General features: G+C 55.6%; 10 protein-coding genes. 2 read left to right on the forward strand and 8 right to left on the reverse strand.

The window, feature by feature from the left end:
• Positions 1-46: 46 nt before the first annotated feature.
• Together pstS and ppk1 are read right to left on the reverse strand one after the other, a co-directional pair.
• The gene (gene pstS / locus ACFPDR_RS10740; protein WP_026485252.1) at positions 47-1,090 is read right to left on the reverse strand and encodes a phosphate ABC transporter substrate-binding protein PstS; all 1,044 of its coding nucleotides are present in this window, start codon (positions 1,088-1,090) and stop codon (positions 47-49) included.
• A gap of 96 nt (positions 1,091-1,186) precedes the next feature.
• On the reverse strand, positions 1,187-3,259 hold the full coding sequence (gene ppk1, locus ACFPDR_RS10745) for a polyphosphate kinase 1 (RefSeq protein ID WP_371477950.1): 2,073 nt from the start codon (positions 3,257-3,259) through the stop codon (positions 1,187-1,189).
• Positions 3,260-3,498: 239 nt separating this feature from the next.
• Between ppk1 and ACFPDR_RS10750 the strand changes: the two genes are divergently transcribed.
• Entirely contained in the window at positions 3,499-4,989 is a 1,491-nt protein-coding gene (locus ACFPDR_RS10750) for an exopolyphosphatase (protein WP_376911118.1), read from the forward strand.
• Between the two features lie 297 nt (positions 4,990-5,286).
• Here ACFPDR_RS10750 and ACFPDR_RS10755 read toward each other — a convergent pair whose 3' ends face one another.
• From ACFPDR_RS10755 to ACFPDR_RS10775, 5 genes are all read right to left on the reverse strand, one after another.
• Positions 5,287-6,069, reverse strand: coding sequence for a GNAT family N-acetyltransferase (locus ACFPDR_RS10755; protein ID WP_009463097.1), 783 nt, complete (start codon positions 6,067-6,069; stop codon positions 5,287-5,289).
• A gap of 68 nt (positions 6,070-6,137) precedes the next feature.
• On the reverse strand, positions 6,138-7,481 hold the full coding sequence (glmM, locus tag ACFPDR_RS10760) for a phosphoglucosamine mutase (RefSeq protein ID WP_009463095.1): 1,344 nt from the start codon (positions 7,479-7,481) through the stop codon (positions 6,138-6,140).
• On the reverse strand, positions 7,478-8,320 hold the full coding sequence (gene folP / locus ACFPDR_RS10765) for a dihydropteroate synthase (protein WP_060185653.1): 843 nt from the start codon (positions 8,318-8,320) through the stop codon (positions 7,478-7,480). Before folP ends, glmM begins: the two co-directional genes overlap by 4 nt.
• A 26-nt stretch (positions 8,321-8,346) precedes the next feature.
• On the reverse strand, positions 8,347-10,260 hold the full coding sequence (gene ftsH / locus ACFPDR_RS10770) for an ATP-dependent zinc metalloprotease FtsH (protein WP_009463092.1): 1,914 nt from the start codon (positions 10,258-10,260) through the stop codon (positions 8,347-8,349).
• 107 nt (positions 10,261-10,367) lie between these two features.
• A complete protein-coding gene (locus ACFPDR_RS10775; protein ID WP_009463090.1) occupies positions 10,368-11,006 on the reverse strand; it encodes an RlmE family RNA methyltransferase in 639 nt (212 codons plus the stop codon).
• Between the two features lie 17 nt (positions 11,007-11,023).
• Here ACFPDR_RS10775 and ACFPDR_RS10780 point away from each other — a divergent pair, with 17 nt between their 5' ends.
• Entirely contained in the window at positions 11,024-11,620 is a 597-nt protein-coding gene (locus ACFPDR_RS10780) for a YhbY family RNA-binding protein (protein WP_026485246.1), read from the forward strand.
• Positions 11,621-11,716: 96 nt separating this feature from the next.
• Here the strand turns inward: ACFPDR_RS10780 and greA are convergent, their stop codons facing one another.
• A complete protein-coding gene (greA, locus tag ACFPDR_RS10785; protein ID WP_022983494.1) occupies positions 11,717-12,193 on the reverse strand; it encodes a transcription elongation factor GreA in 477 nt (158 codons plus the stop codon).
• Positions 12,194-12,218: the final 25 nt, after the last annotated feature.

The raw sequence follows: 12,218 nt of genomic DNA on the forward strand, positions 1-12,218 counted from the left end.
GTCTCGCAGGATCAATTTACAACTGACCTGTATTTGAACACGAATCTTACTTCCAGACCGCAGCGCCGTCTTTGGACTTGATCTCCGATGCCCAGGCCGCCTTGATCTGGTCGGTTACGTCCTTAGGCAACGCAACGTAATCCAGCTCTTCAGCAGATTTGGCACCGTTCTCGAAGGCCCAGTTAAAGAAGTTCAGCACTTCTTTACCGTTCTCGGGCTTGTCCTGGACCTTGTGCATCAGGATGAAGGTAGCCGAAGTGATAGGCCAGGATTTTGCGCCAGGCTCTTCGGTCAGAATCACACCCATGCCAGGCGTACCGGCCCAGTCTGCGTTGGCAGCGGCGGCAGCAAAGCTTTCCTGACCAGGCTGGACGAATTGGCCGTCCTTGTTCTGCAACTGGGTCCAGGACAGTTTGTTTTGCTTGGCGTAAGCGTATTCAACGTAGCCGATCGAGTTCTGCAGCTGGCGTACGTAAGCAGCCACGCCTTCGTTACCCTTGCCACCTTGACCGGTAGGCCACTTCACAGCCTTGCCTTCACCAACCTGGGACTTCCAGTCCGGGGACACTTTGGACAGATAGTTGGTCCAACCGAAAGTGGTGCCCGAACCGTCGGAGCGGTGAACCACCACGATGTCCTTGTTAGGCAAGGTCAAATCGGGGTTCAGTTCCTTGATGGCTGCATCGTCCCACTTGGTGATCTTGGCCAGGTAGATATCGCCCAGTACTTTACCGGACAGTTTCAGCTTGCCAGGCTCAATGCCTTCGACGTTGATCACAGGCACCACACCACCGATCACGGCGGGGAACTGCAACAGGTTTTCTTTTTCCAGTGTTTCGACCTTCATTGGGTCGTCCGAAGCACCGAAATCCACGGTCTTGGCAATAATCTGCTGCTGACCACCACCCGAACCAATCGACTGGTAGTTGACGCGGTTATTCGTTTGTTTGGCGTATTCAGCCGCCCATTTGGCATAGATTGGGTAAGGGAACGACGCACCAGCACCGGTTACGTCTGCAGCTGTGGCAGTAGCCGCAAAAGCGCTGAACGCCAGAGCAATACTTACCTTGTTGAATACACGTTTTAACATCGAGAAATCCTCTTGATGATAGTCAGATCACAGGCCCACCCTGTATGTGTCGTCATAGTAAACAGACTATATGACACGTTCATGACAGTCTGTATTTCACACACCGCCCAAGCGCTGCATCATGCTCAGATGCAGATTGAACGGGGCACCGCGACTGCGGATGCGGTTATAAGTGCCATCCGGATTGGCCTTCCAGGACAACTGGTTGTCACGCAAGGCATAAGTGAAGGCTTCGGCAATGACCCGCTTTTTCAGGCTGCGGTCCAGCACTGGCACACCCAGCTCCACACGACGAAAGAAGTTCCGGTCCATCCAGTCGGCCGAGGAAATAAAGACCTCTTCCTGACCGCCATTGTAGAAATAGAAAACACGCGAGTGCTCCAGAAAGCGTCCGATGATTGAACGCACCTGGATGTTCTCCGACAAACCCTTGACCCCCGGACGCAAGGCGCAAGCACCACGCACGATCAGGTCTACCCTGACTCCGGCCTGGCTTGCATCATAAAGCGCCTGAATGATCTTGGGCTCCAGCAGCGAGTTCATCTTGGCCATGATGCGGGCTTTCTTGCCTGCCAGGGCGCGCTCGGTTTCCGCCTGGATGCGATCCATCATGCTGTCATGCAAGGTGAACGGCGACTGCAGCAAGCGCTTCAGGGGCCTCCAGGCACCCAGCCCGGTCAGCATGGAAAACACCTTGTCCATGTCCTCGCAAATTTCCTGATTAGCGGTAATCAGGCCAAAGTCCGTGTACAGGCGAGCAGTGCGCGGGTGATAGTTACCCGTACCCAAATGGCCATAACGCCGGATCGCCCCCCCTTCACGACGCAACACCAGGGCCATCTTGGCGTGGGTCTTGTGACCCACCACCCCGTAACTGACGTGTGCTCCCACCTCTTCCAGCTTGGCAGCCCAATTGATGTTGGTCTGTTCGTCAAAACGAGCCATCAGCTCCACCACCACCGTTACCTCTTTGCCAGCACGCGCCGCCGACAGGAGGATATTCATCAACTCCGAATCTTCACCAGTACGGTAAATCGTCTGCTTGATACCGACGACGGCCGGGTCCGCCGCTGCGGCACGCAAGAAGCTCAAGACGGGCTGGAAGGACTGATACGGATGGTGCAGCAGTTGGTCTTTGCGGGAAATCGCCTCAAAAAACTGTGCGGGGGATTCAAATGAAGAATCAAACGGCGCCGGAATAGGCGCACGGTAATCCGGGAACAGAAGATCCGGACGGTCTGGCACATTACACAGCTGCATCAGACGCGTCAGATTGACCGGGCCGCTGACGCGATAAGTATCTGGCACATTCAGCGAAAACTCGCTTTGCAAAAAGCGCTCCAGGCGCTCGGGCATGGAACGGTCAATTTCCAGACGTACGGCCGCACCAAAGTTACGTTGCGACAGCTCGCCCTGCAAGGCGGCGCGCAAGTTGGTGACTTCTTCCTCGTCCACAAACAGATCGCTATTACGGGTAACACGCCACTGATAGCAGCCCTTTACGTCCATGCCGGGAAAAAGCTCGCCCACAAATACGCTGATCAGGGAGGTCAGCAGCATATAACCCTGGGGAATGCCGGCGATATCGTCTGGCACACGAATCACGCGTGGCAAGGCACGGGGTGCCTGCACAATGGCAATCGTGCCGGTACGGGCGAAGGCATCTTCACCGCTCAGCTCAACAATGTAGTTCAGGCTTTTGTTGTAGACGCGCGGAAAGGGATGCGCCGGGTCCAGACCAATAGGCGTGAGCAAAGGCATAACGTCACGCAAAAAGGTTTGATACGCCCACTCACGCTGAGCAGGTGTCCATAGCGCGGTCAGCAGCAGCCCTATGCCTTCATCCATCAAGGTCGGCAAGACCTCGTCCATCAGCAAGTCGTTTTGTTTCTCGACCAATTGGTGAGCCGCAGCCTGCACCTTGTCAAACGCTTGTTGAGGCAAAAACCCGTCATCCCCCACTTGATGAGGATTTTGCAAGATCTGTTCTTTCAGACTGGAAATACGAATTTCAAAGAATTCATCCAGGTTAGAGCTCACGATACAGATGTAGCGCAAGCGCTCCAGCAAAGGCGTGGTCGAATTTTCGGCCATGGCCAGCACTCGCTCATTGAACTTGAGCAAGGACAACTCACGGTTTAGCAAGGTTGAATCTGGAGAAGGCAGCATGGTGAGGTCGTTAAAAAGCCAAAGAAAATGGGATCGTGAGACTTTTACTACATGAATGTTACAGCTCTATGACCCGTAGCAATTCAAGTCTAAAACAGCTCTGCCTGGCAGGAGCGCAAATATCACATCGCCTTTCCCAAGATGCTTTCGTCTAACTTTTCTTAATTTTCCGGTTTATGTAACAAAACCCATGATTAATGTCCTTATAATCGCACAGTAATCATCCCGAGCGATGCCTCATGGAACAACTTCTTGCCGCTGTGGACCTGGGCTCCAACAGCTTTCGTTTATCCATTGGACGAGTGGTTCAGCACAACGGTCATGCCCAGATCTACACCATTGACCGCCTGAATGAATCCGTCCGACTCGCCGCTGGCATGGGTCCCGACAAATACATCAGTCCCGATGCCATTGAACGCGCCGTAGTCATTCTGAAACGCTTCAACGAACGTCTGGCCGGTTTTCACCCCAATCGCGTTCGCGCTGTGGCCACCAATACCTTCCGGGTGGCACGCAATTTAAGCGAGGTTCTGCCGGCTGCCGAGGCAGCCTTTGGCTTTCCTATCGAGGTCATCTCCGGCCACGAGGAAGCCCGCCTGATTTTCTCGGGGATCAGCAACGAGCTGCCCCCCTCCCCCAATCGCCGTCTGATGATCGACATCGGCGGTGGTTCGACCGAAGTCATTATTGGCAAGGGCCTCAAACCTCTGCTGCTGTCCTCGCTCTACATGGGCTGTGTCAGCTATACCGACAAATTTTTCTCCGATGGCGTGATCACCGAAGAGCGCATGAGCAATGCGATTCTGACGGCTCGTCGCGAACTGGAAGGAATTACGCGCCAATACCGCAAAACGGGCTGGCAGGAAGCGTATGGCTCCTCCGGAACCGCCAAGGGTCTGATCGCCATCCTGCAAGAGAACGGCATGTCCAAAAAGGGGATCACCCTGGAAGGCATGGAATTGCTGCGCAAACGCCTGGTACACGATGGCAAGGTGGACACACGCAATCTGAGCGGTATCAAGCCTCACCGCGCGCCCGTGCTGGCGGCAGGTCTGGCCATTATGATGGCCGCCTTCCAGGAGCTGAAGATTCGCCAGATACTGCCTGGTGAAGGCGCACTGCGTGTGGGTGTTCTGTACGACATGCTGGGGCGCGAATCGGAACACGATCAGCGTGACCAGACCGTTCAGCAAATGATGAAGCGCTATCAGGTCGACACACGCCAGGCCCATCGTGTGCACGATGCGGCGATGAAGTTCTTCGCACAACTGAAGCTGCCCGACACCCCTGAAGTGCAGGAACTGCAGCGTCAATTGGGCTGGGCCGCCGATCTTCATGAAGTGGGCCTGAGCATTGCACATGCGGATTACCACAAGCACACGGCCTACGTGCTGGAACATGCCGATATGCCCGGTTTTTCCAACGACGACCAAGCCTTGTTGAGCTTCCTGAGCCTGGGTCACCAGGGCAAGCTGGGCAAGCTCAAGCGCTTTGAGTCCAATAACGCCTGGTGGCTGACATTGCTGAGCCTGCGTCTGGCCGTCATGCTGATGCGCCGTCGCGAGGACAGGGAAACCTTGCCGCTGAGCCTGCAAGCGCGTGGCAAAACCGTCATGATTCATCTGGATCACGAATGGATGGCCAGCCATCCCCTATCCCAGGCCTCCTTGCTGGCTGAAGTACAGGCTTGGCAAAGCGATATCAATGATTTGAGCCTGGAGCTGGTCTGACAAGGCCTGCTGGACGTGTAGCGGCCAGGTGGGCCTGTTGAAAAACACTCCACCCAGCTTACAGCCCCGATAGCCTTGCTGACAGGCCCGTTGATTGGAGTATGGCTGACGCTAGCTGGCCGAGCCGCTCATTGACAGCGCCAAAGCCAGCCAAGCCAAGCCAAACCAAGCCAAACCAAGCAGATCATCAGAACCTAAAAAACCCCCGAAAGTTGGATTGCCATCCAACTTTCGGGGGTTCTTTTTATTCGCAGGCCCTATTCAGGCCCGACTTGTTCAGGCCTGAGCAGTACGCAATCAGACCAGGCCAAAGTGACGTTTATAGCGCTCGTCCATGGCTTCCAGATCCAGCAGGACAGGAAAGTCTGCCGTATTGAAGTCCGGATCCCAGGCAGGCTCCCCACAAATCGTGGCCCCCAGCTTCAGGTAACCTTTGATCAGCGGTGGAATGCGCGCTGGCAAATCGCTGTTCAGTCGTTCAACCGGATAGCGATTCAAGGGCTGCACATGCGGAATGTGCTTATTGTCCTGCATGGACTTTTGGGCCACACGCCAGACTTCGGCGGCGGTGACGCCATCGTCACGCAAACTGACACTGGCACAACCCAGAAGGTAACGGTAACCGCCTACACGCGTCAGGGCAGCAATGCCACCCCACAGCATCATGATGGCCGAGCCATTACGGTAGTCGGGATGGATGCAGGAGCGCCCAACCTCAACCAGGCTGGGGCGCAGCGCATCCAGGGCGCTGATATCGAATTCGGACTCTGAGTAATAGCCGCCCGCTTTATTGGCATTTTCAGGGGTCAGCAAGCGGTAGGTTCCTACAACCCGGTTTTCTTCGGGTTCGGTAACCATGAAATGCTCGCACCAGGGGTCGAAGCGGTCTATATCCAGACCATTGTGCTGGTCTGGAAAGACGGCATTCATTTCCTGGGTGAAAACCTGAAAACGCAAGCGCTGAAGGCATTCAAGCTCAGCCTGGGTACGAGCCAGGCGCAAGGCCAGGCCTCCAACGGTATGACCTGCCCAAGTATTCGCCCAATCCACTTCAGTACGTTCGCGCTCAAGATTTAGCATCGTGATGACTCCAAACACTTTCGTGCATCATGCACAAACAATGTTTCAGGTATTTGATAGCCACATTACTATTTCATTAAATCCACTGCAAGCAAGGTATCGATGCCTGCTTGAGCCAGATCGGCTTGTTCTGCTTCCACCATCAAGCGCAGCTTGGGTTCCGTACCTGATGCACGAATAAGCACTCGCCCACGGTCGCCCAACATTTGCTCCACTTCACGGGTTGCCTGTTGCAAACCCGCATGGTTTTTCCAGTCCTGGCCCGCTTGCAATGGCACGTTAACCATAATTTGCGGGTACATCTTCAGGCCTTCCATCAGTTCTGGCAGGCTCTTGCCGCTATGGCACAGGGCGGTCAGCACTTGCAAGGCGGCAATAATACCATCGCCTGTGGTGTGCCAGTCCAGGCACAGCAGGTGACCGGAGCTTTCGCCACCGAACACCCAGCCGTTTTGCTGCATCAATTCCAGCACGTAGCGGTCGCCCACTTTGGCGCGGGCAAACTCCACGCCCAATTCCTGCATTTTCTTCTCGAAACCCAGGTTGGTCATCAGCGTGCCAACCACGCCTTTTACAGGCTGGGTCTGCAGATGATCAGCAACAATTAGATACAATAGTTCATCGCCATTGTAAATGCGTCCCTGGGAATCGACCATTTGCAGACGATCTGCGTCACCATCCAACGCAATACCCAAATCTGCGCCGTGCTTGCGTACTTCTTCGGCCAGCTTCTCGGGATAAGTCGCGCCCACTTCCTGATTGATGTTGAACCCATCAGGTTGAACACCCACGGCAACCACTTCGGCACCCAATTCGCGGAACACGTGCGGAGCGATGTTGTAAGCCGCGCCATGAGCGGCATCCACAACAATCTTGAGCCCGTTCAGGTTCAAGTCATTCGGGAAGGCACTCTTGCAAAATTCAATATAACGACCAGCCGAGTCAGCCAGACGACGGGCGCGGCCCAGGGACTCGGACTTCACCCAGTGCATGGGCTGGTCAATGGCTTGCTCGATTTTCAGCTCGATCTCGTCAGGCAGCTTGGTGCCCTGTGCGGAAAAGAACTTGATACCGTTGTCGTAATACGGGTTGTGCGAGGCAGAGATCACGATACCGGCCGTCAGGCGCAGCGTACGCGTCAAATAGGCCACAGCGGGCGTAGGCACAGGGCCAGCCAGCAATACATCAATCCCGGCGGCCGACAAACCGGCTTCCAGCGCCGATTCCAGCATGTAGCCAGAAATACGGGTGTCCTTGCCAATCACCACGGTGGGGCGGCCTGTACCTTCATACTGGGCAGCCAGAACCTGCCCGGCAGCGTAACCCAGGCGCAAAGCGAACTCCGGGTTAATCGTTGGGCCACCTACTTCACCGCGGACACCATCGGTGCCGAAATACTTACGATCGCTCATTCAGAGACTCCACATTCAACCGCGTTCCACACATCCAGCGCTTCGCGCGTGGCGGCTACATCATGGACACGGACAATTTTTGCGCCCCGTGCCACGCAGGCAAGGGCTGCCGATAGACTGCCAATCAAACGCTCACTGGCGGGTTTCCCCGTGACATGGCCAATCATGGATTTGCGCGACAAGCCGATCAACCAGGGGTAACCAGGCACTGCCGCCTGCTGCAAATCCCGTAGCAACTGATAATTATGTGCCGCTGTTTTACCGAAGCCAAAGCCGGGATCCAGCATGATACGCTCGGATTGAATGCCTGCGCTCACTATGGCGTCACATCGTTGTTGCAAAAAATGACGTACATCAACGACCACATCATCGTAGTGAACCTGCTCTTGCATGGTCCGGGGCTCACCTTGCATGTGCATGATGCACAGACCGCAATTGGAGTCCTTGACGGCCTCGAGGGCACCGGGCATGCGCAAGGCATAGATGTCATTGATCATGTCTGCACCGGCCGCCAGGCTGGCGCGCATGACCTCAGGCTTGAACGTATCCACCGACAAGGCCACACCGCTGTCGCGCAAGCCCTCGATCAGAGGGATGACACGCTCAAGCTCTTGTTCCAGGGAAACGGGTTCGGCACCGGGACGAGTCGACTCGCCACCAATATCCAGAATGTCTGCGCCTTCGGCGATTAATTGACGGGCGTGGTCCAGCGCCCGAGGCAAATCATTGTGTGCGTTGCCGTCATAAAAGGAGTCTGGGGTGACATTCACAATCCCCATAACCAAAGGGCGCTCCAGCCCAAACTGGAAGCGCCCACAAGACCACTCAGGGTAATTCATGAAATAGGCATGGCCTATGTTGTAAGTTAAGCAACCGGCGTTGTCGCCGCGGCACCCTTGTCATCGGCTGGGCGAGGACCAGCGGCTGGTGGCGTGGAGCCATCGGAGGGTGTGTTGTCATTGCTGTTGGGCACGTGTGGAGCCCGTGGTGGCAAACCTTTCATGATGTCGTCGATCTGGTCGGCATCAATGGTTTCCCACTCCAGCAAGGCCTTGGCCATGGCATGCATCTTGTCCATATTGTCTTCGATCAGCTTGCGGGCAACCGCGTACTGTTCGTCGATAATCTTGCGGATTTCGAAGTCCACTTTCTGCATGGTGGCTTCGGACACATGGGTGGTTTTGGTGACGCTGCGACCCAGGAACACTTCGCCTTCGTTCTCGGCGTACACAACAGGCCCCAGAGAGTCTGTCATACCGTAGCGAGTTACGATGTCACGCGCAATTTGCGTGGCACGTTCAAAGTCGTTCGATGCGCCCGTGGTCATTTGATTCATGAACACTTCTTCAGCGATACGACCACCGAACAGCACGGCGATCATGTTCAACAGGCGCTCTTTGTCCATGCTGTAGCGATCGCCTTCCGGCAACTGCATGGTGACACCCAAAGCACGACCACGAGGAATGATGGTGACTTTGTGAACCGGGTCCGTCTTGGGCAGCATGCAAGCTACCAAGGCGTGACCGGCTTCGTGGTAAGCGGTGTTGCGACGCTCTTCCTCGGGCATGATCATGGTGCGACGTTCTGCACCCATGATGATCTTGTCCTTGGCGCGCTCGAAGTCCTGCATATCCACGGTGCGACCATTACGGCGCGCAGCGAACAAAGCGGCTTCGTTGACCAGGTTGGCCAGATCAGCACCGGAGAAACCGGGAGTACCACGAGCCAGCACCACAGCGTCCACGTTGGGAGCCAAAGGCACTTTGCGCATGTGCACTTTCAGAATCTGCTCACGACCACGGATGTCAGGCAGGCCAACAACCACTTGACGGTCAAAACGGCCAGGACGCAGCAAAGCGGGGTCCAGTACGTCAGGACGGTTGGTTGCAGCAATGACCAGTACGCCTTGGCCGGTTTCAAAACCGTCCATCTCGACCAGCAACTGGTTCAGTGTCTGTTCACGTTCGTCGTTACCACCGCCAAGGCCTGCGCCACGCTGGCGGCCCACGGCGTCGATTTCGTCGATAAAGATGATGCAAGGCGATTGCTTCTTGGCGGTCTCGAACATGTCGCGTACGCGGGAAGCACCCACACCCACAAACATTTCGACGAAGTCGGAACCGGAAATGCTGAAGAAAGGCACTTTGGCTTCGCCAGCAATGGCACGAGCCAACAGGGTCTTACCTGTACCCGGCGAGCCAACCATCAGGATACCGCGTGGAATGCGGCCACCCAGACGCTGGAAGCGGCTTGGGTCGCGCAGAAAGTCCACCAGTTCCTGTACGTCTTCCTTGGCTTCGTCGCAACCGGCCACGTCCGCAAAGGTAACAGGGTTGGAGTTCTCGTCCAGCAAACGTGCACGGGATTTACCGAAGCTGAATGCCCCGCCCTTGCCGCCACCTTGCATCTGACGCATGAAGAACACCCACACGCCAATCAGGAGCAACATGGGGAACCAGGAGATGAACAGGCTGGTCAGGAAGGAAGGCTCTTCACGGGCTTTACCCGATACCTGCACACCGGATTTCACCAGTTCAGGCACCATCCACAGGTCACCGGGGGACGTCAGCGAGTAGCTGCGGCCAGAATCCGGCGTGACATGCAGGGTATCGCCCTGAATATCCACCTTGCTGATGCGGCCGGAGCGGGCATCATTCATGAATTGTGTGTAAGTGACGCCATCAGTGGCTGGTGGCCGGCCGTCAAACTGCTTGAAAACAGTAAACAGCACCAGCGCAATAACCATCCAGATCGCGACTTTGGAAAACGAATTGTTCAAAGCCAATCTCCTGCGATTGCGATAACTTGCTCCATATGCTTACACATACCTGAACAAGCGCCATACATAGTTCATTCTACCCGATTCAAAGCCCGGCAAGTCATAAATTACCTGCGCTTCAAGCCACGGGCAACGAGAAAGGTTTCGGAGGATTTATCACGCGAAGCCTTGGGTTTACGCTCGACGACTCTGACAAAATTCTGCTTGAAAGACTCCACGATCTGGGAAAACCCGCTGCCGTGGAAGGCTTTGACGATCAGTACCCCTTCATCGGTCAGATGCTGCAGGGCAAATTCCTGTGCCAGCTCGCATAAATGCTGGATGCGGGCGGAATCGGCCGATGCCACACCAGACAAGTTGGGGGCCATATCCGAAATCACAAGGTCTACCGCCGCACCTTTTAAGGAATCTTGCAATTGCTCCAGTACAGAGTCCTCGCGAAAGTCGCCTTGCATGAACTCTACCCCGGCAATTGGTTCCATTTCCAATATATCCAGTGCGATAATGCGACCATTGAGCACACCGCCAGGGCCGACCATGCGTTCCCGTATCAATTGCGACCAGCTGCCCGGCGTAGACCCCAGGTCCACCACCACCTTGCCCTGAACCTGAATCTTCTCCAGATCCAATATTTCACTGAGCTTGAAGGCCGCACGCGCGCGATACCCTTTTTGTTGCGCCAATTTGACGTAGGGGTCATTTATATGCTGCTGAACCCACTCTTTAGAGAATTTTTTCTTGGCCATTCCCGTACAATCTCTTTATGCCAAAACTCAACCTTACACCTCATGAGCGCAGCGAACTTCGTGCTGCTGCTCACGCTCTGCGCCCAGTTGTCCTGATTGGAGACAATGGCCTGACCGACGCCGTGATCAAGGAAATCACCGTCCACCTGCAGGCTCACCAGCTCATCAAGATCCGTGTGGCCGGTGATGACCGTCAGGCTCGTCTGACCATGTTAGAACAAATCTGCGATGCGCTCGATGCTGCCCCTATTCATCATCTGGGCAAAATCCTGACTATCTACAGACCCAATATCGAACGCCCCCCTGTTTTGGGAGCGCCTGTTGAAAAACCTACCCGTGCGGTACGCAAGCCTTCGGAGCCTTACACGCCCAAAAAGCTGGCCGCTTCCGGTGTTCAGCGTACGCGCAAGACGGAACGTGCTCGCCGTGCTGAAATGCAAGCTGAACGCAGCAGCACCCAGGAGAAGAAAGCCTCGGCCGCACCACGCAGTGTTCAAAAGTTCTCGGCAGTCAAACCTGCTGCCGCGCCCCGTAGCAATACCAACCGTCCTGGCAGTGCCATGTCCTTGCGGGCAGGTGCTCGTCGCGGACTGGGCGGTTCGGGCAAACGCTAAACTGCCGTAAATTATAAGGCCCCCGCACAATGTGCAGGGGCCTTTCTTTTGCGTGCTCGAATCAACAGCAGGGCAAGCCTGCTGTCAGAAGCAAGGTCAAACGTAACTGATCGACAGGATTTCGTATTCACGAATACCGGCGGGCGCCTTGACCTCGACCACATCACCTTCGCTCTTGCCGATCAGGGCACGAGCCACAGGGCTGGAGATGGAGATCTTGTTGGCACGGATATCGGCCTCGACGTCACCCACAATCTGGTAAGTCACGGTGTTGCCGGACTCCAGGTCCTCGATTTCAACCGTAGCACCAAATACGATGCGGCCATCCGCCTGCAGCGCGGCCGGTTCGATAATCTGGGCATTGGACAAAGTGCCTTCCAATTCGGCAATCCGACCCTCGATAAAGCCTTGGCGCTCGCGCGCGGCATCATACTCGGCGTTCTCGGACAAATCGCCTTGTGCTCGCGCTTCGGCGATGGCGTTAATTACATCCGGGCGTTCCACCGTCTTGAGGCGGTGTAATTCGACTTGCAAACGTTGTGCGCCCTGCGCAGTCAATGGGATCGCAGACATAGTATTCCTGCTCAACAAGTAAAAG

The sequence above is a fragment of the Alcaligenes sp. GCM10023179 genome (assembly GCF_042653705.1).
Classification (GTDB): Bacteria; Pseudomonadota; Gammaproteobacteria; order Burkholderiales; family Burkholderiaceae_B; genus Alcaligenes; species Alcaligenes phenolicus.